Raw genomic sequence first — 24,104 nt, forward strand, 5'->3', positions numbered from 1 at the left:
CAAGGAGACATCAGTCGGAGAGCAAGCATGCGCATCGTCTGCATCGGTGGAGGCCCGGCAGGCCTGTATTTCGGGCTTTTGATGAAGCACCGCCACCCCACGTACGACATCACCGTGGTGGAACGCAACCGCCCCTACGACACCTTCGGCTGGGGCGTCGTGTTCTCCGATCAGACGCTCGGCAACCTGCGCGCGGCAGACCCGCAAAGCGCCGACGCCATTCTCGATGCCTTCAATCACTGGGACGACATCGAAGTGCATATCGACGGCCGCAGGATCCGCTCATCGGGTCACGGTTTCTGCGGTATCGGCCGTAAGCGTCTGCTCAACATTCTGCAAGCGCGTTGCGAAGAACTCGGCGTGAAGCTCGTGTTCGAAACGCACGTCCTGAACGACGAAGATTACGACGCCGATCTCATCATCGCGAGCGATGGCGCGAACAGCGTGATCCGTCAGAAATACGCGTCGACGTATCAGCCGGATATCGATCTGCGCGATTGCCGCTTCGTCTGGCTCGGCACGAACAAGTGCTTCGACGCGTTCACGTTCGCCTTCGAGAAAACCGAATGGGGCTGGTTCCAGGCGCATGCCTATCGTTTCGACGAGAACACGTCGACCTTCATTGTCGAAGCGCCGGAGCGCGTATGGCACGCGGCGGGCCTCGCCGACATGAGCAAGGAAGAAGGCATCGCGTTCTGTGAAAAGCTCTTCGCGAAGTATCTCGACGGCCACGCGCTGATGTCGAACGCCACGCATCTGCGCGGCTCGGCACAATGGATCCGCTTTCCGCGCGTCGTGAATCGCGAATGGGTGCACTGGCGTGACGGCGCGAACGGCAAGCGCACTCCGATCGTGTTGATGGGCGATGCCGCGCATACGGCGCATTTTTCCATCGGCTCGGGCACGAAGCTCGCGCTCGAAGATTCGATCGAACTCGCGAACAGCATCGACACGGCCTTTGCGAAGCAGGACGGCGATCTCGATGGCGCACTCGCGCACTACGCGCAAGTACGCAGCGTCGGTGTGCTGCGCATCCAGAATGCCGCGCGCAATTCGACGGAATGGTTCGAAAACGTCGACCGTTACGCGTCGTTCGAACCCGAGCAGTTCGCTTATTCCCTGCTCACGCGCTCGCAGCGCATTTCGCATGAAAACCTGCGCGAACGCGACGCACGCTATCTCGCCTCGTTCGAAGACTGGCTGGCCGCGCGCGCGGGCATCGAACGCATCGCGCAGCAACGTTCCGTTCCGCCGATGTTCACGCCATTCACGCTGCGCGGCGTCACGTTGAAGAACCGCGTGGTCGTCTCGCCGATGGCGCAGTACTCCGCCGTCGACGGCATCGCGGGCGACTATCACCTGATGCATCTCGGCGCGCGCGCGATGGGCGGCGCCGCGCTCGTGATGACGGAGATGACCTGCGTGTCGCCCGAAGCGCGCATCACGCCGGGATGTCCAGGCATGTACGCGCCAGAGCATCTCGTGGCGTGGACGCGCATCGTCGATTTCGTGCATGCGCAATCGGACGCGAAGATCGGCATGCAAGTCGGTCACGCAGGCGCGAAGGCGTCGACGCGCGTGAGTTGGGAAGGCATCGATCAGCCGCTTCCCAGTGACAACTGGCCGCTCGTTTCCGCTTCGCCGCAGCAGTATGTGCAGGGCGTGAGCCAATGGTCGCGCGAGGCCTCGCACGAAGCATTGCGCGAGATCGAGGCGCAATTCGTGCGCGCCACGGAAATGGCCGCGCTTGCAGGCTTCGACTGGCTCGAACTGCACTGCGCGCACGGCTATTTTCTGTCGAGCTTCCTGTCGCCGCTGACGAATCATCGCACCGACGAATACGGCGGCTCGCTCGCAAACCGTCTGCGCTATCCGCTCGAAGTCTTCAAGGCGATGCGCGCCGCCTGGCCGCAAGACAAGCCGATGTCGGTCCGCATCTCCGCGCACGACTGGGTCGATGGCGGCACCACACCCGACGATGCCGTCGAGATCGCGCGCGCATTCAAGGCTGCGGGCGCGGACATGATCGACGTCTCATCGGGGCAAGTCAGCAAGCAGGAGAAGCCCGTGTACGGCCGCATGTTCCAGACGCCGTTCGCCGATCGTATCCGCAACGAAGCGGGCATCGCGACGATCGCGGTCGGTGCGATATCGGAAGCGGATCACGTGAACAGCATCATCGCGGCGGGGCGCGCGGATCTGTGCGCGGTGGCGCGTCCGCATCTCGCGAATCCATCGTGGACCTTGAACGAAGCCGCGAAGATCGGCTACTTCGATATCGCGTGGCCGAAGCAATACGCCGCCGCCAAATCGCAACTCGAACGCAATCTGGAACGCGAGCGCGCGATGGCCGCCGACAACGCGCGCCTCACGCCGCAAGAACGTGCGCAACGCGCCGAAGGAACGGTCTGATCATGTCAACGCTTGTTGGTAAGCACGCGGTCGTCACAGGCGGAGGCAGCGGCATCGGCGCCGCGTGTGCGCAAGCGCTCGCGCGCGCCGGTGCGCGCATCACGCTGATGGGCCGCGATATCGCACGCCTCGAAGCGCAGCGCGACGCGATGCGCGCGCATGGCGATGTCGCTTGCATCAGCGTCGACGTAACAAATGAAGCCGCCGTCGATGAAGCATTCGCGCATGCCGGCCCCGTCGATATCCTCGTGAACAACGCAGGCCACGCGCAAGCCGCGCCCTTCACGCATACCGATGCAGCGCTCTGGCAACGCATGCTCGATGTGAACCTCACCGGCGTATTTCTCTGCACGCGCGCCGTGCTGCCTTCGATGCTCGAACGCGGTCACGGCCGTATCGTGAATGTCGCGAGCACGGCCGGACAAATCGGCTACGCGTATGTCGCGGCGTATTGCGCGGCGAAGCATGGCGTGATCGGCCTCACGCGCGCGCTGGCCGCCGAAGTCGCGACGAAAGGCGTGACAGTCAACGCAGTCTGTCCCGGCTACACCGAAACCGAACTGCTGCGCGCATCGCTCGACCAGATCATGTCGAAGACTTCGCGCAGCGAACAGGACGCGCGCGATGCGCTCGTGCGCCACAACCCGCAACGCCGTTTCGTGCAGCCGGAAGAAGTCGCCAGCGCCGTGCTGTGGCTGTGCGCGCCCGGTTCCGAAGCGATGAACGGCCAATCCATTTCCGTATCCGGTGGAGAAGTAACGTGACCCAAGCCGCACGCAACAAAAAGACGACCGCCGCGACGGAGCCCAAAGCGCCGCGCAAGGGCATCGAGAAGCCGGCGGAAAACGTCGTCGATCTGGAAATGAGCACGGGCGCCGACAGCCACATGGGCTTGCGTCTGTGGCTGCGCATGCTGACCACGACGAACCTCGTGCAGACCGAATTGCGCAAGCGCCTGCGCGCCGAGTTCGATACAACCTTGCCGCGCTTCGATCTGATGGCGCAACTCGAACGCCATCCGGAAGGCCTGAAGATGACCGAGCTTTCGCGCCGCATGATGGTCACGGGCGGCAATGTGACGGGCATCACGGATCAGCTCGAAAAGGAAGGCTTGGTGTCGCGTTATACCGATCCGAACGATCGCCGCTCGATCAGCGTGCGCCTCACGCCGCAGGGCCGCGCCGCGTTCGACCGAATGGCGACCGCGCATGAGCAATGGGTCGTCGAAATGTTCGGCGGTCTCGAACTCAATGAGAAATCGCAGACGCACCAGCGGCTCGGCAAGCTCAAGCAGCATCTGATGAATACATTGAAGGACTAAGGAGATGGCGATGCCCCAATCCTCCGCCGACGCGCTTCTCGCCGGCAACCGCACCACGCTCGCGGACTATCGCGCGAAGCATTTTCTCTGGTCTGTGACGAACGGCGTCGCGACCATCACGCTGAATCGGCCCGAGCGCAAGAACCCGCTGACGTTCGAATCGTATGCGGAGTTGCGCGATCTGTTTCGCCAGCTTGCCTACGCGAGCGACGTCAAAGCCGTCGTGATGCACGGTGCGGGCGACAACTTCTGTTCCGGCGGCGACGTGCATGAAATCATCGCGCCGCTGATCGATCTGCCGATGCCGGAACTGCTGCTCTTCACGCGCATGACGGGCGATCTCGTCAAGGCGATGCGCCATTGCCCGCAGCCGATCATCGCCGCTGTCGATGGCGTGTGCGCGGGCGCGGGCGCGATTCTCGCGATGGCCTCCGACATGCGTCTCGGCACCGCGCGCAGCAAGCTCGCGTTCCTGTTTGCGCGTGTCGGCCTCGCGGGCTGCGACATGGGCGCGTGTTCGATCCTGCCGCGCATCATCGGTCAGGGACGCGCGGCGGAACTGCTCTTCACGGGCCGCTCGGCAACGGGCGACGAAGGCCATGCCTGGGGCTTCTACAACCGGCTCTGCACGCCCGAAACCCTGCTCGACGAAACCGCGAAGCTGGCTTCCGAACTCGTCGCGGGCCCGACCTTCGCGCATGGCATCACGAAGAAGATGCTGCATCAGGAATGGAGCATGAGCATCGACGAAGCGATCGAATCGGAAGCGCAGGCGCAAGCCATCTGCATGAGCACGCGTGACTTCGAGCGCGCCTATCGCGCGTTCGCGGCAAAAGCGCGGCCCGTGTTCGAAGGAGACTGAGTTGAACGTCGATCCACACAGCGCGCTCGCATGGCCCTTCTTCGATGCGCGGCATCGCGAACTCGCACGCGATGTCGATGCGTGGGCCACGGAGCATCTGCAGCACATCGATCACGCCGATACGGACGCGACCTGCAAGCGCCTCGTGCGCACGCTCGGCGAAGCGGGGTGGCTCAGGCACTGCATCGGCGGCACGCAATACGGCGCAACGAACGACACGATCGATACGCGCGCCGTGTGCCTGCTGCGCGAGACGCTCGCCAGGCACGATGGCCTCGCGGACTTCGCGTTCGCGATGCAGGGACTCGGCTCCGGCGCGATCTCGCTCGCGGGCACGCAAGAGCAAAAGGCGCGCTACTTGCCGCGCGTCGCGAACGGCACGGCACTCGCCGCGTTTGCCCTGTCCGAGCCCGAAGCGGGTTCGGATGTGGCGGCGATGTCGCTCGATGCGCGCGCCGACGGCGATGCTTACGTGCTGAACGGCGACAAGACGTGGATCTCGAACGGCGGCATCGCGGATTTCTACGTCGTGTTCGCGCGCACGGGAGAAGCGCCGGGTGCACGCGGCATCAGCGCGTTCATCGTCGATGCGGATACGCCGGGTCTGCAGATCGCCGAACGCATCGACGTGATCGCGCCACATCCGCTCGCGCGCCTGCATTTCGATAACGCGCGCGTACCGCGCAGCCAGATGCTCGGCGCACCCGGCGAGGGCTTCAAGATCGCGATGCGCACGCTCGATATCTTCCGCACGTCGGTTGCCGCCGCGTCGCTGGGCTTTGCGCGCCGTGCGATGCAGGAAGGGCTCGACCGCGCCGCATCGCGCAAGATGTTCGGCCAGACGCTCGGCGATTTTCAGCTCACGCAAGCGAAGCTCGCGCAGATGGCATTGACCATCGACACGAGCGCGCTGCTCGTCTATCGCGCCGCGTGGCTGCGCGATCAGGGCGAGAACGTGACGCGCGAAGCGGCGATGGCGAAGTGGCACGCGAGCGAAGGCGCGCAACAGGTGATCGACGCGGCCGTGCAGTTGTGGGGCGGCCTCGGCGTGAAAAGCGGCACGGCGGTGGAATCGCTGTATCGCGAGATTCGCGCGCTGCGCATCTACGAAGGCGCGACGGAAGTACAGCAACTGATCGTCGGACGAGACTTGCTCAAAGCGCACGGAGAACGTCAACGATGAGCCGAACCTTCGACATGCCGGTGCGCATCCGCTTCTCACATTGCGACCCGGCGGGCATCGTCTATTTTCCGCAGTACCTCGTGATGACGAACGCACTCGTCGAGGACTGGTTCAACGACGCGCTCGGCATCGACTATGCGCAAATGATCTCCGCGCGCCGTGTCGGGCTGCCGATCGTCAAGCTCGGTTGCGATTTCTCCCGGCCGAGCCGCATGGGCGAAACGGTGACGCTCACGCTATCGGTCGATTCCGTGGGACAGCGCTCGGTCCGCATCGACATCGTCTGTCATTGCGATGGCGAAGTGCGCTTTCGCGCGAAGCAGGTTCTGGTGACGACATCGCTCGACGATGGACGCTCGATCGACATTCCCGGCGACATCGCCCGCGCCATCGAGCAGTTCGCGCCGGGCACGAGCCGCACATTGCAAGAGGAGACACGCTCATGAAAAGAACCCTTCTGCCTTCGGGCTGGATCAAGCCGCGCGGCTACGCGAACGGCGTCGCGGCGCGCGGCACGCAGGTGTATATCGCCGGACAGATCGGCTGGGACGAAGAGGCGCGTTTCGTCAGCACGGAGTTCGGCGCGCAGGCCGTGCAGGCGTTGCGCAACGTCGTGGCGATTCTGCGCGAAGCAGGCGGCAAGCCCGAACATCTCGTGCGCATGACGTGGTACGTGACCGACAAGCGCGCCTATCTCGCGGCGGCCAAGGAAATCGGCGCGGCGTTTCGCGAGGTGATCGGCGATTACGACATCGCCATGAGCGCGGTGCAGGTGGTCGCGCTCATCGAAGACGAAGCGCTGGTGGAAATCGAAGCCACCGCTGTCATCCCCGACTAAGCGGAGAGCACGATGGAACGGTCAGCCCACGTCGATACATTCGCGCGCGATCATCTGCCGCCAGAGGAGCAATGGCCGGTCTTCATGCTCGACGACGCGAATGTCGCCTACCCCGCGCGCATCAATTGCGCGACCGAATTGCTGGATCGCGCGATCGAAAGCGGACACGGCGATCGTCCCGCGATCTGGTCCGATGTCGATGGCAAGCCGCATGCAACGAGCTATCGCGCGTTGCGCGCGCTCGTGAATCGCAGCGCGCATGTGCTCGTCGATGAGATGGGCTTGCGTCCGGGCAATCGCGTGCTGCTGCGCGGGCCGAATACGTTGCAGATGGCCGTCGCTTTTTTCGCGGCGCTGAAGGCGGGTCTCGTCGTCGTGCCGACCATGCCGCTGCTGCGCGCGAAAGAGCTGAAGCAGATCATCGACAAGGCGAATATTTCAGCGGCGCTATGCGATGTGCGTCTGACTGACGAACTGAAACGCTGCGAAACGAAGGGCGACGAATTCCATTGCGAAACGCTCGCGCAAGTCTGCACGTTTCACGACGATGCAGCCGATTCGCTCGAATCGCTCGCTGCAACGAAGCCCGATCAATTCGATGCCTGCGACACCGCCGCCGATGACGTATGCCTGATCGCATTCACGAGCGGCACGACAGGCGCGCCGAAGGGCTGCATGCAGTTTCATCGCGACGTGCTCGCGATGTGCGATCTCTTTCCGCGCCATATCCTCAAGCCCACCTCACGCGATGTATTCTGCGGCACGCCGCCCCTCGCATTCACGTTCGGCCTCGGCGGCCTGTTGTGCTTTCCGCTGCGCGTGGGCGCATCGACGGTGCTGCTCGAAAGGCTCACGCCCGAAACGCTGCTGCAAACCGTCGAACGCTTTCACGCGACGATCATGTTCACCGCGCCGACGTTCTACCGGCAGATGGCGCCGCTCGTCGGGCGCTTCGACCTGTCGAGCCTGACGAAGACCGTATCGGCGGGCGAGGCCTTGCCCGATTCGACGCGCGCGCTATGGCGCGAAGCGAGCGGCATCGAGATGATCGACGGCATCGGCGGCACGGAGATGATCCATATCTTCATTTCGTCGGCGGGTGCGGACGTGCGCGAACATGCGATCGGCCGCGCGGTGCCGGGCTATGTCGTGCAGGCCGTCGACGATGCGATGCAGCCCGTGCCGCCCGGCACGATCGGCAAGCTCGCGGTGCGCGGTCCGACGGGTTGCCGCTATCTCGCCGACGAGCGCCAGTCGAAGTTCGTGCGCGACGGCTGGAACCTGCCCGGCGATTCCGTCGTGATCGATGAAGACGGCTATGTGTTCTATCAGGCGCGCGCCGACGACATGATCGTATCGGCGGGCTACAACATCTCGGGGCCGGAAGTGGAAAGCGTGCTGATGCAGCACGAAGCCGTTGCGGAATGCGGCGTGATCGGCGTACCCGACGAAACGCGCGGACAGATCGTGAAAGCGTTCGTCGTGCTCAATCCCGGCTTCACCGGTGACGATGCGCTCATTTCGCACTTGCAGGACTTCGTCAAGCGCAATGTCGCACCGTACAAGTATCCGCGCGTCGTGGCGTTTCTCGACGCGCTGCCGCGCACGGAGACCGGCAAGCTCAAGCGCTTCGCCTTGCGTTCGATGTAGCAAGCTCGCAAAACGTTTGCTTGGTAGAGTATGGCTCACGCCCGCCGCGAGGCGGCTTGCCCACTCTTCCGAGCAAACAAGAAAAATGGCTTCGACGCACCGACTCCTCGCCGTCTCCCTCTTTGCTGCATTTGCATTGACCTCACAGGCCGCATCGGCCGCGAGCAAGACGCTCGTGTTCTGCTCCGAAGGCAGTCCCGCCGGCTTCGATTCCGCGCAATACACCACCAGCACGGACTTCGACGCGGGCGCTCACGTCGTCTATGACGAGTTGGTCGAATTCAAGCGCGGCACGCTCGATCTCGTGCCGGGCCTCGCGGAGAAATGGGACGAGTCACCGGACGCGAAGACCTTCACGTTTCATCTGCGGCGCGGCGTGAAGTTTCAATCTACTTCATGGTTCAAGCCCACGCGCGACTTCAATGCGGACGATGTCGTGTTCACGTTCAAACGCATGATCGATCCGAACGAGCCGTTTCAGAAGGCGCATCCGGTCAGCTTTCCGTATCTGACCGATCTCGGCTACGACAAGAACATCGCATCCGTCGACAAGCTCGACGATTACACCGTGCGCTTCACGCTGAAGACCGCCGATGTCGTGTTCGTGCGCAACATCGCGATGGAATTCGCGTCGATCGTCTCGGCGGAATATGCGGCGCAACTGCTCAAGCAGGGCAAGCCGGAAGACTTCAATCAGAAGCCTGTGGGCACGGGCGCGTTCGTATTCCGCGACTATCAGAAGGATGCGACGATCCGCTACGACGCGAACCCGACTTACTGGAATCGCAAGGACGTGCATATCGACAAGCTCATCTTCTCGATCACGCCCGATGCCGCCGTGCGTCAGCAAAAACTCTCGGGCGGCGAATGCCAGGTGACGTCGTTTCCGCGCCCCGCCGACATCGCGGCGTCGAAGCAGGACCCGAAGCTCACGGTGCTGTCGGGCGTGGGCTTCAACGTCGCGTACGTGGGCTACAACACCACGCACAAGCCGCTCGACAACGTGAACGTGCGCCGCGCGCTCGACATGGCGATCGACAAGCAGGCGATCATCAAGACGGTGTACGAAGGCGCGGCCACCGTCGCGACCAACCCGATGCCGCCTTCGCAATGGTCGTATAACAAGGCATTGAAGGACGCGCCGCACGATCCCGCGAAGGCGAAGGCGCTGCTGAAGGACGCGGGCTTCCCGGACGGCTTCACGATCACGCTATGGGCCATGCCCGTACAGCGCGGCTATAACCCGAACGCGCGTCTGATGGCGCAACTCATTCAGTCGGACTGGGCGAAGATCGGCGTGAAGGCGAATATCGTCACGTACGAATGGGCCGAGTACAACAAGCGCGCGAAGACCAACGGCGAGCACGACGCGATTCTTTATGGCTGGCTCGGCGATAACGGCGATCCGGACAACTGGCTCGGCACGACGCTCGGTTGCGATGCGGTGCACGGCAGCAACATGGCGAAGTGGTGCAACAAGCAGTTCGACGATCTGCTCGCGAAGGCGCGCCTCGTCACCGATCAGAACGCGCGCACGAAGCTCTATGAGGAGGCGCAAGTGGTGTTCAAGGATCAGGTGCCGTACACGCCCCTCGCGCACGCCAATATCTTTCAGCCGATCTCGAAGCGCGTGCACGGCTATCTGATCAGCCCGCTCGGCGGGCATCGTTTCGACGGCATCACGTTCGATTGATCAGCCTCCGCGATACCACGCATCGATGCTGTCGCGCTGCTCGCGCTTGCCCGCCTGCATCCTGTACGTATCGGCGCCGCCGACCGCGCTGGTCGCCACGTCAGGCATGGCGTGCTTGACAGGCTTGGGACTCAGCGCATGAACGGCGCGCGCGTCGTGCGAGACCGGCGCGACCGCGCCACGGCAATTCATGTTTGCCGTGGCGCAATCGTCGGCGTAGGCGTGAACGGCTGAGAACGCCGCGCTCGCGGCCAATAGAACGGCAATGGTCTTCGCTTTCATGGCGATCCCCGTGAACGTGTCGATGCGACAGATGCATGGCCTGTGCCGGGAATGGTTCGGACTCGCTGAGAGCCCTGCAAACAAAGGGATTCAGCGTGACGCACGGTCGCGCCGAAAACGCGCACATGTCGGGATGACGCCAACGCTTTCGCCATGCGTGTCCGACGCAATCCGACAGCACGACTGTGCGGGTGTCGTTTTCTGCCGATTTCCGGACGCGTGAGCGAAGGCACGCGCGCCGCTCGATCCGCACACTCTATCGAACCATCATGCCGAGGGCCGCGCGCCTCATCGGCAAATCAGGAGTGAGACAATTGAGCCTCTCGCACGAGCGCAATGCCCGCATCGAATCGTCGCCGCATCTCACGGCAGGCGATATCACCGTCGTCGATCATGCCCTGCTGAAACGTGCCGTCGGCGCGATGGCGCTCGGCAACGCCATGGAATGGTTCGACTTCGGCGTGTATAGCTACATCGCCGTCGTGCTCGGCAAGGTGTTCTTTCCGTCGAGCAGTCCGTCCGCGCAATTGATCGCGACCTTCGGCACGTTCGCCGCCGCGTTCCTGGTACGGCCGATCGGCGGCATGGTCTTCGGTCCGCTCGGCGACAGGATCGGCCGTCAGCGCGTGCTCGCGATGACGATGATCATGATGGCCGTCGGCACCTTCTGTATCGGCCTGATTCCGAGCTATGGCTCGATCGGCATCCTCGCGCCCGTGCTGCTGCTCGTCGCGCGGCTCGTGCAGGGCTTCTCCACGGGCGGCGAGTACGGCGGCGCGGCTACGTTCATCGCCGAGTTCTCGACCGATGCGCGGCGCGGCTTCTACGGCAGCTTTCTGGAAGTCGGCACGCTGGTGGGTTACATACTCGGCGCGGGCACGGTTGCATTGCTGACCGCGACGCTCTCGCACGACGCGCTGCTTTCGTGGGGATGGCGCGTGCCGTTCATGATCGCGGGCCCGCTCGGACTCGTCGGTCTGTATATTCGCGTGAAGCTCGAAGAAACGCCGGCTTTCAAGAAGGAAGCCGAGACGCGCGAGGCGCATGAACGTTCTCGTCCGAAGCAAGCGTTCACAGCGCTGCTCTCGCAGCAGTTCAAGCCGATGATGCAGTGCGTCGGGCTCGTGCTGATCTTCAACGTCACCGATTACATGGCGCTGTCGTACCTGCCGAGCTTTCTGTCGGCGACCCTGCATTTCGATGAAACGCACGGCCTCTTTCTCGTGCTGCTCGTGATGGTGCTGATGATCCCGATGACGCTCTTCGCGGGTCACCTCTCCGACCTGATCGGCCGCAAGCCGGTGATGATGGCCGGCTGCATCGGCCTCTTCGCGCTGTCGATTCCCGCGCTGTTGCTGGTGCGCACGGGCGCGCTGCTGCCGGTGTTCCTCGGCCTACTCATTCTCGGCGCATTGCTTTCGACGTTCACCGGCGTCATGCCTTCGGCGCTGCCCGCGCTCTTCCCGACGCGCATACGTTATAGCGCGCTCGCCATCGGATTCAACGTTTCGGTTTCGCTGTTCGGCGGCACGACGCCGCTCGTGACCGCCTGGCTCGTCGATGCGACCGGCAATCTGATGATGCCCGCGTACTATCTGATGGCGGCATCGGCGATAGGCGTGGTGTCCGTGCTCGCGCTGCGCGAAACCGCGCGCCAGCCGTTGCTGGGCTCGGGACCGTGCGTCGCCACGAAGGCAGAGGCGCTCGCCCTCGCGCGCAAGAAGCTGAAGGTCGTTCATTCGGGCAGACGCGAGCGCGAAGTCGTTCCGCAAAAGAAGCGCGCATGAATCGGGCGCCATTCATGCCGTCAGCGCATTTCTCAGCGCTTCGAGAAACCTGACATAGGCGGTCGCGCCAGGGTCCGCGTGGCCGATGCTGCGTTCCTGTACCCACGCAGCGCGGCCTTTCTTCGATTGCATCGCGGCAGTCGCGCTGACCTGCTCGCGCGCTTTCGCGATCATCGCGTCGAGGCTGTCCGTTGCGCTGCCCTGCGAGGCGGCCAGTATGTCGAGACTTGGCACGAGTGCATCGAGCACGGTCTTGTCGCCGACCCGACTCTTGCCGCGCTCGATGATGCGCGTCGCCACCGCCTGCCCGATCGCGAGCGCTTCCTCATGCCCGATCGCGTCCTTGCCGTTCACCGTTTTCGCCGCGGCGAGCAAGCCACCGCCGACGAGCGCCGCGAACGTCGATGGATTCGCCGTCGAGAACGCCTTGGCCGCGGCCAGCATGACTTCGTTCAGCGTGGCCTCTTCGGGCAGCGCGTTCAACGCCTTCACGACAGCCGCCGAGCCCGCCTGCACGGTGATGCCGAGATCGCCGTCGCCGAGTGCGGCGTCGAGGTCGCGCAGTTCATCGGCGTGTGCGGGAAGCGCGCTCAGCGCGCGCGTGAGGATGTCCCGCAGTTCCTTGCTCGTCACACTCATCGCACGCTCCTTTCAGGATGGGGTGCCGTCGCGGAAGAACGGCGAACGCGCGGGCGCGTCGAGGAGCGCATCGAGTTCGTCGTCGAGCAGCATCACGGTGATCGATGCGCCGGCCATCTCCAGGCTCGTGACATATTCGCCGACGTACGAGCGAGCGACCTTCAGTCCTTCATCGGCGATGAGTTTCGCCGAGCGCCGATACAGCAGATAGAGCTCTTCGAGCGGCGTCGCGCCGAGGCCGTTCACGAGCAGCGCGACGCGCGAGCCTTTGGGCGCGGCGAGATCGCCGATGATCTGTCCGGTGAGACGTTCGGCGATGGCATCGGCGGATTCAAGCTTGCCGCGATGCGTGCCCGGTTCACCGTGAATGCCGATGCCGATTTCCATCTCGCCGTCGGGCAGCGTGAAGGTGGGCTTGCCAGCGGCGGGGAGGATCGTCGGTGACAGGCCGACGCCCATCGTGCGGCAGTTGGCGTTCGCCTTGGCGCAGATGCGCGCGACTTCATCGAGCGAATCGCCGCGTTCGGCGGCGGCGCCCGCGCATTTGAATGCGAACACCATGCCGGCGACGCCGCGACGGTCGGCAGCGCGTTCCTTCGGAGCGGAGGCGACATCGTCGGTCAGCACAACGGTTCTGATGTCGATGCCTTCGGCTTCCGCGAGGTCGGCGGCGAGGTCGAAGTTGAGTACGTCGCCGCCGTAGTTGCCGTAGACGTAGAGCACGCCTGCGCCACCGTTCACGGCTTTCGTCGCTCCGAAGATCTGTTCCGATGAGGGAGAAGAGAAGACGTTGCCTACCGCTACGCCACTGCACAAGCCCTCGCCTACGTAGCCGAGGAAGCCCGGCATGTGGCCCGAGCCGCCGCCGGTAACGATGCCTACTCGGTCAGAGTTTGGGGCGTCGGCGCGGACTAGCGCGCGGTGGTCCGCTGTTGCGGGTTTGATCCAATGCGGATGTGCGAGCAGAAGGGATTCGATGATCTCATCGACGAATGCTTCCGGGTGGTTAATGATCTTCTTCATGTTTGATTGTCTCCGTGAATTTTGTTGGACTGAGCCTCTATGGAAGCCTGATTTCGTGTCGGTCTATTAGTGTTGCCCCTCCCCGGGGCGGGGGTCACTTTCTTTGCTGCTGCAAAGAAAGTAACCAAAGAAAGCAGCTTTCCCCATCCAAAGTACTTCATGCCGGCCCCGGCACAGGCGAACGGCTAGGGCACAGCAGTAGCGAGTGCCCTCATAGGCCACCTCGGGCGTGGACCGCGCACGGTCTGGCTCATCACACCACAACAAAAGCTGGTTCAGCACCAAATGGCTCCGGCCCGCTTCGCGGCCGATGGGTCCTTCGGGGCTGCGTGTGCTTGTGCGTATCCAATTTTTCGTTGGTTTCCCTTGCAGACCCCACGGCAGCGCGTAGCGCTGGGCCGGAACTCTTTCGTGCTGAACCAGCGCCCTAAACGTTCTAGCTTGTCAGACCGTGCGCGGTCCACGCCCGGTTAGACCTACGAGGGCACTCGCTACAGCTGTACCCTAGCCGTTCGCCTGTGCCGCGGCCGGTATGAGGCGTTCCGGCTGGGGAAAGCTGCTTTCTTTGGTTACTTTCTTTGCAGCAGCAAAGAAAGTGACTGCCGCCCCGCACAGGGGCAACGCTAATAAACCGACACGCCAACGGGATCCGGCGAAAAAAATTACGTCAAACCTTCTTACGCTGACTGAGCGCATCAAGCAAAACCGCAGCAAAAATAACCCCACCTTGAATGAACTGCGTCCAGAACGGATTTACGCCGAGCAACGAAAGACCGACGTTGATCACACCGATCAACACCACCCCGATGAAGGTCCCCACAATAGAGCCCCGTCCGCCTGCAAGCGAAGTCCCCCCAATCACAATAGCCGCGATGACCTGCAACTCGAGCCCATTGGCCGCCGAAGGCAAAGCAGAATTCAACCGCCCGGCGAGCACGATGCCCGCAATCGCCGCAGTGACCCCCGCCAGCATGTAAGTGAAGAACACGACCCGCCGCACCGGAATGCCGGCCAATCGCGCCGCTTCCTGATTCCCGCCGACGGCGAACACCTGATGCCCAAACGTCGTCTTGCGCAACAGCACATGCCCGACGACAAAAACCACGAGCATTACGATCATCGGCATCGGCAAGCCAGCAACAGTCTTCGCACCGAACAACGTGAACGCGTTCGGAAAATCGAACTTGGTTCGGCCATCGGAAATGGCGAGCGTGAGGCCTCGCGCCATGGCCATCGCAGCCAGCGTGACGATGAAGGGCACGAGCCTCAACCACGACACTGCGAACCCGTTGAGCGCGCCCGCCGACGCGCCGACTGCGAGCGCCACGCATAACCCCGCCACGCCCAACCCGACCGCACCCGGACTCGACCCCGCCATCACGGTCGCAGCGACCATGCCGCTCAGCGCCACCAGCGACCCGACCGACAAGTCGATCCCCGATGTGATGATGACGAACGTGCCGCCCACCGCCGCGATGCCCACCACGGACACCTGCACCATGATGTTGGTGAGCGTGCTCGTGGTAAGAAACTCGGGCGATGCGATCGACAACGCAATGCATATGATGACGAGCGCCGCGAACAATGGCCCGATGCCGCTCCTCAACTGACGGATCACACGGCGCGACAGCGCCTCCGAATCCGAACGATTGGCTGCCGTGGAGGTCATGCGCCTGCTCCTGTCGTTGCCCACTGAATGACCGTTTCCGAATCCGCCTTGTCGCGCGCGATCTCGGTCACGATGCTGCCGCGATACATCACCAGCACGCGATCCGACATGCCGAGCAACTCCGGCAGCTCCGAACTCACCATGACGACAGCCGCGCCCGCGCGCGCCATCGTCACCATGTGCGCGTAGATCTCGGACTTCGCGCCCACGTCGATGCCGCGCGTCGGTTCATCGAGCATGATGACGACAGGACTCGTCGCGGTCGCGCGGCCCAGAATCACCTTCTGCTGATTGCCGCCCGACAGCGTGCCCGTCATCTGCAACACCGACGAAGCACGCACGCCGAAGCGCGCGCTCGCTTCCTGCGCAAGTTTGCGCTTCTTCGCGCGGCTCACGAAACCGCCGCTCGCGAGCGCCTTCAGGCTCGACAGCGCGATGTTCTCCTCGATGTTCGCCTCCAGCACGAGCCCTTCGAGCTTGCGGTCCTCCGATGTATAGACGAGCCCGTGGCGCACGCCTTGCGTCGGCGAATGATTGCTGACCGTTCGGCCGCGCACGAGAATCTCGCCGCCCGTCACGGGCAACGCGCCAAAGATCGTCTTCAGCAACTCCGTGCGCCCCGCGCCCGCGATGCCCGCAATCCCGACGATCTCGCCCGCGCGCACCGAAAAGCTCGCGTTGCGCAACAGCGGCGCGCTCGCGAGACCGCGCACTTCGAGCACGACAGGACCATACTCGCGCGGCTCCCACGGATAGAACGATTCGAGATTGCGCGCGACCATCGCCTGCACGAGATCGGCTTCGGTCCATTCGGCCATCGGACGCGCGCCGACAGTCGCGCCGTCGCGCATCACGACTGCGGAATCGGCAAGCTCGAACACCTCTTCCAGATGATGCGAGATGAAGATGATGCCCATGCCTTCCGCGCGTAGCCGCCGCACCACCGCATACAGATTGGCGATGTCGTGGCTTTGCAGCGCGGCGGTCGGCTCGTCCATCACGAGGATGCGCGCGTCGCGCGCGATCGCCTTCGCCACTTCGACGAGTTGACGTTTGTTCAACGGCAGATCGCCGAGCCGCATCCACGGCGGCACGTTGTCCAGGCCGACGCGTGCCAATGCCTCACGCGCCATGGTGTTGGCCTCACGCATGCGCACGAAGCCGTTGCGCGAAGGCATGCGGCCGAGGAACAGATTCTCCGCGACCGTCATGTCACTGATCAGCGACAGCTCCTGATAGATGACGGCGACGCCCGCATCGATCGCCGCGTTGGTGCCGCGCGCGAGCGGCATGCCGTCGATCTCGATCGTGCCTTCGTCGGGTTCATACGCGCCCGACAGCACCTTCACGAGCGACGACTTGCCCGCGCCGTTCTCGCCGACGATCGCCATCACATGACGCGCGTGCAGGTCGAGGCTCACGCCGCGCAGCGCCTTCACGCCGGGAAAGCTCTTGACGATGCCCTGCATGCGCAACAGCGGCGCTTCGGCGTGCGTGGCCGTACGCGCCTGCGCTTCGGTTTCCACTTTCATGTCGTGCATTCCGTATGCGGGCCGCGCGTTTCAGGAAACACGCGGCCGCCGGTTGCCCTTACTGCTTCACTTCCTCGGACCACAGGCCGTATTTCTTCACTTCATCCGAATCGATGTTCGACTTGTCGATGAGCATCGTCGGCCACGCGTAGTTCGCGGGCACGTCCTTCTTAGCGTTGTAGTCCGCGATGAACTGCAGCGACTTCGCCGCCATCTGGATCGGGTTCTGCGAGATCGTCGCGTCCTGCTTGCCCGCGCGGATCGCGGACAGCGCCTGCGCGGTGCCATCCGCGCCGATCACGAGAATATGCTCCTTGTCGCCGAGCGGCTTATAACGGCCCGCATTGTCGATGGCCTTTTCCGCGCCCACGGTGTTGTCGTCGTTCGCGCCGAACACCGCATCGATCTGCGGATATTTCTGCAGGATGCTGGTCATCGCGTTGAGCGACTTCTCCTGATCGAACGCGCCTTCCTGACGAGCGACGACCTTGATGTTCGGATACTTCGCGATCTCTTCGCTGAAGCCCTTTTCCCGATCCGTCGCGGCCGTCGTGCCGACCAGACCGATCAGATCGACGACATTGCCTTTCTCTTCGCCATAGCGCTTCTTCAGTTGCTCGGCGATCCACTTCGCCCCTGTCTGCCCGAGCGCGACGTTATCCGATGCGACGAACGAGGTCACCTTGCCGCCGTCCGAGCCGCGATCGAGCGTGAAGACCGGGATGTTCATCGAGTTGGCCTTTTCGACAGCGGGAATAATCGCTTTCGAATCGATCGGATTGAGCACGAGCGCGGTCACGCCCTGACTCAGCAGATTGATCGCATCGTTGACCTGCTGCTGCGCGTCGCCGTTTGCGTTGGTCTGCACGAGCTCGAAGCCCTGATCTTTCGAACCGCGCTCGACGCCCGCCTTCAGGCCGACGAAGAATGCGTTGTTCAACGTAGCGATCGAGAAGCCGATCTTGGGCTTGCCGCCCGCTGCGGTGGCAGGCGCGCTCGCCGGTGCGCTGGCGGGCGCGCTCGCGCTCGCCGCCGAACTCGTGCTGCTCGTCGACGATGAGTTGTCGCTCTTCGAGCATCCGCTCAACGCGGCCGCTGCGCATAGCAACACCGCGCTTGTTGACTTTCCGAACATTCCCCAACTGTCGAATCTTGTCGAGCTCCAGGCCATGACTGTCTCCGTTGTACGCGTTGTTCAAAGCGAATTTCGCCTGCCGTAAGTCTTGAACCTCTCCAGCACTTCATCCATCTGTTGATCGGAAAGCAAAGGCGGTGCGCCGATCTGCAGCGCAAGCAGATACTGCTTCGCAAGCACTTCCACTTCGTGCGCGAGCCACACGGCACGCGCGAGATTTTCGCCAAGCGCGATCACGCCATGATGCGCGAGCAGACACGCGCGCCGATCGTCGAGCGCCGCGAGCGCATGATCGGATAACTGCTGACTGCCGAAGACGGCATAGGGCGCGCAGCGTATCGACTTGCCGCCCGCCGCTGCGACCATGTAGTGCAGTGCGGGAATATCTCGACCGTGAATGGCGAGCGCGGTCGCAGCGATCGAATGGGTGTGCACGACCGCGTCGACATCGGCGCGAGCGCGCAGGATGTCGCGATGAATGCGCCATTCCGACGATGGCCGTTCCAGCCGCAAAAGCTCGGCGTCGTCGCTGATGTCGAGCGGCAGCCACACGATGTCCTTCTCGTCGAGTTCACGCGCGCTCGTGCCGCTCGGCGTGATGAGCAGGCCTTCCCGATACCGCGCGCTCACGTTGCCCGATGTGCCCTGATTGATGCCGAGCCGCTCCATCTCGAGCGACGTCTCGACGATCGCGCGGCGCAGCGCGCCTTCATCTGCCGCGATCATGCGGCGTTCCCCTCTGCGGCGAACAGGCTTCGCAACGAGCGCTCGAACGGCGCCCGCACGATGCCGCGCTCCGTGATGAAGCCGCTGACGAGCGCATGCGGCGTCACATCGAAGGCGGGATTGCGCGCTTTCATCGCCTCGGGCGCGATGCGCCGTCCGGCGAGATGCGTCACTTCTTCCGCGTTGCGCTCTTCTATTTCGATGCGCGCGCCGCCCGGCGTCTGCAGATCCAGCGTCGATGAAGGACAGGCGACATAGAACGGTATGCCGTAATGATGCGCGGCGATGGCGAGCCCGAGCGTGCCGATCTTGTTGGCGAAGTCGCCGTTCGCAGCGACGCGATCCGTCCCGACGATGACGACATCCACGAGCCCCTGCGACATGATCGACGCAGCCGCGCTATCGATGATGAGCGTGACATCGACGCCCGCCTGCTGCAGTTCGAACGCCGTCAGACGCGCGCCTTGCAAAAGCGGCCGCGTTTCGTCGGCATAAACCCGGAACGCGATGCCCGCGCGATGCGCCGCATAGATCGGGGCGGTGGCGGTGCCGAGGCCGGTCGTCGCGAGCGCGCCCGCATTGCAGTGCGTGAGCACGCCGCAGCCTTCCGTGATGAGCGGCATGCCGTACTCGCCGATGCCTTCGCACAACGCGCGATCCTCTTCGTGTATCCGCGTGGCTTCGTCGACGAGCGCAGCGTAGAGCGTCGCGGCATCGCTGGCGTCGATATCGCGTGAATGACGCAGCATGCGCCGCACGCCCCAGCTCAGGTTGACCGCCGTGGGCCGCGCCGTTTCCAGATATTCTGCATGACGTACGAGTTCCGCACGAAACTGCGCGATGGGCAGCGCCGTCGATGCGCGCATCGCGATGCATAGCCCATACGCCGCCGCGACGCCGATCGCCGGCGCGCCACGCACGCGCAACTCGCGAATGGCGCGCCACACCGCTTGAACATCGGCGATGTTCTCCACCACGATCTCATGCGGCAAGCGCGTCTGATCGAGCAGGAGCAGGTCGCCGTCGCGCCATTCGATCGTCGGGGGAAGCGTGCGTGAAGCCATGAGGTCTCCTGTCACATCGTCGCGGTGTCGCGTTGAATGTCGCGCGCGAGCAGCGCCACCTGTTCGATATCGCCGAGCGACGCGCGCCCGACGAGCAAGGCTTCCGCGCATCGCAGACAACGCACTTCGATGCGGGCCCGGGCGTCGGCATCCGCGATGCGCGTGATCTCCGCGACCTTCGCCATGCCGACGATGCGGCGAATCATCTTGCAGCCCGCGAAACCCAGGGTATCGGCCAGCAAACGCCGCATGAAATGCGCGCGATACGCCGTGAGCGCGCCGCTTTCCGCCTCCCCGCCGATGAAGCGGCGCTTGCTGCGGTTTTCGTGGTCGCGCCACAGTTCGAGAAACTGCGTGCTGAAGCCGGTCCAGATGCGCATCATCTGTTCGAGCAGCCATTCCCGATACGCAACCGGATCGCGCCCGTCGATGCGGCCGTGCCAGTCGCGCGAAAAGTACGCGAGCAACAGGTTCGCGATCACCGCGCCGACATCGAAGCCCATCGGTCCATAGAACGCGAACTCCGGATCGATCACGAACGTCTCGTCTTCGTTGACCATGATCGAACCGGTATGCAGGTCGCCATGCAACAGCGTCTCGGCGTGATTCATGAAGGCCCACTTCATGTCGGCCGCCGCGATGCGCAACGGCTCGCAGGTTCTGAGCCGTTCGATCGCCGCCTTCGGCAACGCGGGGCTATACACGTTCGATGGATGATCCTCGAACGGAAACGTGAAAACGAGGTCTTCGGTGATCTTGCACAGTTCGGCATTGACCGCCACGCTCGCGGCCTGCTTCTTGATGTCGGGCGCGAGAAACAGATCGGAGCCGTAGAACAGCGTGTGCGCGAGATAAGTCGAAAGATGATCCGCGAGGCGCGGATAGGTCATGCCGTCGATCAGACCTTGCCGCAGGATGCGATGCGACGCGAGGTGCTGCATCACCATCAGAAAGCGCTTGCTGTCGGCGTGATAGACCTTCGGCACATGTTGCGGGCACAGCGCGCCGAAGCGCCGCAGCGCGGCGACTTCGTGTTCCATGCGCTGACACGAAAGCGGCCACGCCTTGCCGACGAGCCGCAGAAACGGCGGCGCCTGCTTGACCACGACACTGCGTTCGCGCGCCTTCGCATTGGTCACGAAGTACACGTAGTTCAGATTGCCGTCGCCGACTTCGGCGACTTCGAGATCGTCCGGGTTGCCCAGCAGCGCGCGCACGTCGGGCACACCGCCCAGATACGCGGCGAGTTCCTGCGCGGTGAAAGCTTCAAACTCCATCGGTGTCTCCTCCGATGAGCGACGGCACGCATGTCTTTCAGCGACGTTTGCGCACCAGATCGAACTTGAAGATGCTCGTGTTGTAGTAGTCGTTGCTATAGCAAAGCGGCTCGCCGCTCTGATCGAAATCCACTTCGTCCAGCAGCAGAAACAGACCGAAGCCGTCGCCCAGTTCCGGCAGATCGCGCGGCGTGAGGATGGTCGGCTGTATCGACGTATGCGTATGCGACAAGCGACGCCCCGTACGCGCGAACATGCCGAAGAGCGATTCGCCCAGTTCGCCCTCGGCGGCGTCGAACACGCGCTGCGGAATCGTATCGATGCAATATGCGGCGATCGCGTCGTTCGCGCGCCGCACGCGCTCGATCCTCACGCAGGGCGCGCCGGGCTCGATGGCGAGCTTTTCCGCGAGGCTCTCCGAAGCCGCGACGTGCTCCATCTGCATGCGGCTCGTCGATGGCACCGCGCCCACGCTGCGAATCATGTCCGTCACCGACATCAGATCATCGAGTCCGCCATGCAGCGTCAGCGAAATTTGTCTGATGAAGGTGCCTTTGCCTTGCTGACGCGACAGCAAGCCATGCGAGATCATCTGCGCGACGGCTTCGCGCAAGCTGGACCGGCCGACGCCGAGCAACTCGCAAAGCTCTATTTCAGTGGGAATCTGGTCGCCGGGCTTGAGCTTGCGCTCACGGATCATGGTGAGGAGCGACTCCTGGATCTTGTCGCTCATCGATCGCTCGACGCTCAGGCGCATGAGGGTCTCTCGGATGACAGTCCCTGAAATATACATCAGACGTCTGATGTTTCTCTAAGGACTTTCCCGAAGCGTTTAATGCTTTACGGTGCGCGTTTTCGTTACGCGGATGCAGCAAGAAAACGCCCGTCACGCGCAATGCGACGGGCTTTGCAGTGCACGATTTTTTCGTTGTTACGCGAGTGTGGCCACGTCGAGATACGGCGAAATATTTTTCATCGCGCGCTCGACGTAAGTCTCTTTCTCGCCGACCGGCGCGACGTAATGCATCGCGCTGCGCGCCGCTTCGACGCCTTCGAGCCGCGCGATCACCCACGCGGCGAGATATTGCGACGCGAGACAGCCGCCCGCCGTGGCTACGTTGCCATTCGCGACGAATGGTTGATCGAGCGTGCGCACGCCCGCTTCCTCGACCCACGGTTTCGTCGTCAGGTCCGTGCAGGCGGGAACGTCCTGAAGCAAACCGAGCTTCGCGAGAATGAGCGTGCCCGAGCATTGCGCGGCCAGCAACTGGCGTGCGGGATCGAGCCTGATGCGCGCCATCAATGCCGCATCGGCGACGACTTCGCGCGTCAGCATGCCGCTGCCGACGATCACGGCGTCGGCGCTCGCGGCGTCTTCGAGCGTCGCTTGCGCCTTCAGCACGAGGCCGTTCATCGAACGCACTTCCGCCGATGGACACGCGATCGACACCTTCCAGTCCGGCTTCTTCACGCGATTGAGAATGCCGAGCGCGATCAGCGAATCCAGTTCGTTGAAGCCCTCGAAGGTGAGAATGGCGATGTGCATGATGTCCTCCTTTCAGCGCATGAATCACATCTGCGCATGCTAGGGCCCGGAACGAATACAATCAAATCATTGTCATGGATACATCCGATACGCCCGCTCATGCCGAAACCGCCGCGCTACAAACAGATCGTCGACCGATTCGTCGAGGATATCCGTTCCGGTCGACTCAAGCCGGGCACGCGCCTGCCGACGCATCGCGAGCTGGCCGCGCGCGAGGGACTCGGCATCGTGACCGCGACGCGCGTCTATGCGGAATTGAACGCGATGGGGCTCGTCAGCGGCGAAACGGGACGCGGCACCTTCGTGAAGGAAACGACGCTGGCGCGTGAACTCGGCATCGATCAGGTCGCCATCGCAGCGGATATGGTCGATCTCAACTTCAACTATCCCGCGCTGGCCGGTCAGGCGGAGCTGCTGCGCAATGCGTTGCGGCAGTTGTCATCGGCGGGCGATCTCGAAGCGCTGCTGCGCTATCAGCCGCATGGCGGACGCGCGCGCGACCGGGCGACGGTCGCGCGCCATCTGGTGCGCCGTGGGCTCGATGTGAGCGCGGATCGCGTGATGCTCGTCGATGGCGCGCAACACGGCCTCGCGACGACCGTAATGGCGCTTCTGAAGCCCGGCGATGTGGTCGCCGTGGACACGCTGACCTATCCCGGCTTCAAGTTGCTGGCAGAGGCGCATCGGCTCGAACTCGCGCCTTTGCCGGCGTCGGGCGCGGGCCCCGATCCCGATGCGCTCGACGCGTTATGCAAGCGCCGCCGCGTGCGCGCGATCTACACGATGCCGACGCTGCACAATCCGCTCGGCTGGGTAATGACGGCGACGCGACGCAGGCAACTGGCGTCGATTGCGCGCAAGCATGGCCTCTTCATCATCGAGGATGCCGCGTACGCCTTTCTCGCCGACGATGCACCGCCGCCCATCGCCGCGATCGCGCCTGAGCTGACGGTATACGTGTCGGGCTTTTCGAAGAATGTCGCGACGGGATTGCGCGTCGGCTATGTCGCCGCGCCGCTGGAATGGGTGCCGAAGATCGAGCGCGCGATCAGAGTGACGACGTGGAACACGCCTGGCGTGATGACAGCGATCGCGTGCGGCTGGCTCGAGGACGGCACGGTCGAGCGGCTCGAAGCGGAGAAGCGCGCGGATGCGTCGATGCGGCAGGTCATCGCGAGTCGCGCGTTGGGTCGCCTGAAACGCGTGGCGCACCCGGCGTCGTACTTCGTGTGGCTGCCGATGCCCGAGGAAGTCCGCGCGGACCGCATCGCGGCCGCGCTGATGGACGAGCGCATCTCTGTATCGACGGCCGAGCCGTTTTGCACCGCGACGCATGTGCCGCATGCGTTGCGGCTGGCGTTGGGGTCGGTGGATGTGGGGACGTTGGGGGAAGCGTTGGGAAGGGTGGCGGAGGTGGTGGGGCGGTATGCGTATTGAGTGAGCGTGAAATCGATCCCGCGCAAAC

Annotated in this window: 22 protein-coding genes; 11 read left to right on the forward strand and 11 right to left on the reverse strand. The window is 63.6% G+C overall.

All coding sequences use genetic code 11. The features are described from left to right. Window positions 1-27 precede the first annotated feature (27 nt). From AWB80_RS25030 to AWB80_RS25070, 9 genes are all read left to right on the forward strand, one after another. Window positions 28-2,412: a bifunctional salicylyl-CoA 5-hydroxylase/oxidoreductase gene (locus AWB80_RS25030; protein ID WP_061177354.1), complete on the forward strand. Its 2,385-nt coding sequence runs from the start codon at window positions 28-30 to the stop codon at window positions 2,410-2,412. Window positions 2,413-2,414: 2 nt separating this feature from the next. Further along, window positions 2,415-3,176: an SDR family NAD(P)-dependent oxidoreductase gene (locus AWB80_RS25035; RefSeq protein WP_061177355.1), complete on the forward strand. Its 762-nt coding sequence runs from the start codon at window positions 2,415-2,417 to the stop codon at window positions 3,174-3,176. Beyond that, window positions 3,173-3,733, forward strand: a complete 561-nt coding sequence (locus tag AWB80_RS25040; protein WP_061177356.1) for a MarR family winged helix-turn-helix transcriptional regulator — start codon at window positions 3,173-3,175, stop codon at window positions 3,731-3,733. Before AWB80_RS25035 ends, AWB80_RS25040 begins: the two co-directional genes overlap by 4 nt. 10 nt (window positions 3,734-3,743) lie before the next feature. Continuing rightward, window positions 3,744-4,595 (forward strand): enoyl-CoA hydratase family protein, encoded by an 852-nt coding sequence (locus AWB80_RS25045; RefSeq protein WP_061177445.1) that lies wholly within the window; start codon window positions 3,744-3,746, stop codon window positions 4,593-4,595. Between the two features lies 1 nt (window position 4,596). Beyond that, the gene (locus AWB80_RS25050) at window positions 4,597-5,778 is read left to right on the forward strand and encodes an acyl-CoA dehydrogenase family protein (protein WP_061177357.1); all 1,182 of its coding nucleotides are present in this window, start codon (window positions 4,597-4,599) and stop codon (window positions 5,776-5,778) included. Beyond that, on the forward strand, window positions 5,775-6,224 hold the full coding sequence (locus AWB80_RS25055) for an acyl-CoA thioesterase (protein WP_061177358.1): 450 nt from the start codon (window positions 5,775-5,777) through the stop codon (window positions 6,222-6,224). Before AWB80_RS25050 ends, AWB80_RS25055 begins: the two co-directional genes overlap by 4 nt. After that, window positions 6,221-6,616, forward strand: coding sequence for a RidA family protein (locus AWB80_RS25060; protein WP_061177359.1), 396 nt, complete (start codon window positions 6,221-6,223; stop codon window positions 6,614-6,616). The genes AWB80_RS25055 and AWB80_RS25060 overlap by 4 nt, the downstream gene beginning before the upstream one ends. A gap of 12 nt (window positions 6,617-6,628) precedes the next feature. Continuing rightward, window positions 6,629-8,266, forward strand: a complete 1,638-nt coding sequence (locus AWB80_RS25065) for an AMP-binding protein (RefSeq protein ID WP_061177360.1) — start codon at window positions 6,629-6,631, stop codon at window positions 8,264-8,266. 85 nt (window positions 8,267-8,351) lie between these two features. Then, window positions 8,352-9,959: an ABC transporter substrate-binding protein gene (locus AWB80_RS25070; RefSeq protein WP_061177361.1), complete on the forward strand. Its 1,608-nt coding sequence runs from the start codon at window positions 8,352-8,354 to the stop codon at window positions 9,957-9,959. Here AWB80_RS25070 and AWB80_RS25075 read toward each other — a convergent pair whose 3' ends face one another. Beyond that, entirely contained in the window at window positions 9,960-10,241 is a 282-nt protein-coding gene (locus AWB80_RS25075) for a hypothetical protein (protein WP_061177362.1), read from the reverse strand. A gap of 314 nt (window positions 10,242-10,555) precedes the next feature. Here AWB80_RS25075 and proP point away from each other — a divergent pair, with 314 nt between their 5' ends. Next, window positions 10,556-12,028 carry a glycine betaine/L-proline transporter ProP gene (proP, locus tag AWB80_RS25080; protein WP_061177363.1) on the forward strand — a complete coding sequence of 491 codons (1,473 nt, stop codon included), beginning with the start codon at window positions 10,556-10,558 and terminating at the stop codon, window positions 12,026-12,028. A 12-nt stretch (window positions 12,029-12,040) separates the two neighbouring features. Here proP and AWB80_RS25085 read toward each other — a convergent pair whose 3' ends face one another. The 10 genes from AWB80_RS25085 to AWB80_RS25130 all read right to left on the reverse strand — a co-directional run bounded on the left by AWB80_RS25085 (window position 12,041) and on the right by AWB80_RS25130 (window position 22,639). Further along, window positions 12,041-12,667, reverse strand: a complete 627-nt coding sequence (locus AWB80_RS25085; protein ID WP_061177364.1) for a DAK2 domain-containing protein — start codon at window positions 12,665-12,667, stop codon at window positions 12,041-12,043. 12 nt (window positions 12,668-12,679) lie between these two features. Then, the gene (locus tag AWB80_RS25090; RefSeq protein ID WP_061177365.1) at window positions 12,680-13,690 is read right to left on the reverse strand and encodes a dihydroxyacetone kinase subunit DhaK; all 1,011 of its coding nucleotides are present in this window, start codon (window positions 13,688-13,690) and stop codon (window positions 12,680-12,682) included. Window positions 13,691-14,357: 667 nt separating this feature from the next. Further along, window positions 14,358-15,359, reverse strand: a complete 1,002-nt coding sequence (locus tag AWB80_RS25095; protein WP_061177366.1) for an ABC transporter permease — start codon at window positions 15,357-15,359, stop codon at window positions 14,358-14,360. Further along, window positions 15,356-16,891, reverse strand: a complete 1,536-nt coding sequence (locus AWB80_RS25100) for a sugar ABC transporter ATP-binding protein (RefSeq protein WP_061177446.1) — start codon at window positions 16,889-16,891, stop codon at window positions 15,356-15,358. The genes AWB80_RS25095 and AWB80_RS25100 overlap by 4 nt, the downstream gene beginning before the upstream one ends. A gap of 58 nt (window positions 16,892-16,949) precedes the next feature. Further along, on the reverse strand, window positions 16,950-18,062 hold the full coding sequence (locus AWB80_RS25105) for a sugar ABC transporter substrate-binding protein (RefSeq protein ID WP_061177367.1): 1,113 nt from the start codon (window positions 18,060-18,062) through the stop codon (window positions 16,950-16,952). Between the two features lie 24 nt (window positions 18,063-18,086). Beyond that, window positions 18,087-18,752: an L-fuculose-phosphate aldolase gene (locus AWB80_RS25110; RefSeq protein WP_061177368.1), complete on the reverse strand. Its 666-nt coding sequence runs from the start codon at window positions 18,750-18,752 to the stop codon at window positions 18,087-18,089. After that, the gene (gene mtnA, locus AWB80_RS25115; RefSeq protein WP_061177369.1) at window positions 18,749-19,816 is read right to left on the reverse strand and encodes an S-methyl-5-thioribose-1-phosphate isomerase; all 1,068 of its coding nucleotides are present in this window, start codon (window positions 19,814-19,816) and stop codon (window positions 18,749-18,751) included. Before mtnA ends, AWB80_RS25110 begins: the two co-directional genes overlap by 4 nt. Window positions 19,817-19,827: 11 nt before the next feature. Beyond that, a complete protein-coding gene (mtnK, locus tag AWB80_RS25120) occupies window positions 19,828-21,093 on the reverse strand; it encodes an S-methyl-5-thioribose kinase (RefSeq protein WP_061177370.1) in 1,266 nt (421 codons plus the stop codon). A 37-nt stretch (window positions 21,094-21,130) separates the two neighbouring features. Then, window positions 21,131-21,826, reverse strand: a complete 696-nt coding sequence (locus AWB80_RS25125; protein ID WP_225936475.1) for a GntR family transcriptional regulator — start codon at window positions 21,824-21,826, stop codon at window positions 21,131-21,133. Window positions 21,827-22,024: 198 nt separating this feature from the next. After that, window positions 22,025-22,639, reverse strand: a complete 615-nt coding sequence (locus AWB80_RS25130) for a DJ-1/PfpI family protein (protein ID WP_061177372.1) — start codon at window positions 22,637-22,639, stop codon at window positions 22,025-22,027. A gap of 99 nt (window positions 22,640-22,738) precedes the next feature. On the opposite strand from AWB80_RS25130, the gene AWB80_RS25135 reads away from it, so the two are divergent. Beyond that, on the forward strand, window positions 22,739-24,076 hold the full coding sequence (locus AWB80_RS25135) for an aminotransferase-like domain-containing protein (protein ID WP_061177373.1): 1,338 nt from the start codon (window positions 22,739-22,741) through the stop codon (window positions 24,074-24,076). Window positions 24,077-24,104 lie beyond the last annotated feature (28 nt).

The sequence above is a fragment of the Caballeronia pedi genome, from assembly GCF_001544915.2.
GTDB lineage: Bacteria > Pseudomonadota > Gammaproteobacteria > Burkholderiales > Burkholderiaceae > Caballeronia > Caballeronia pedi.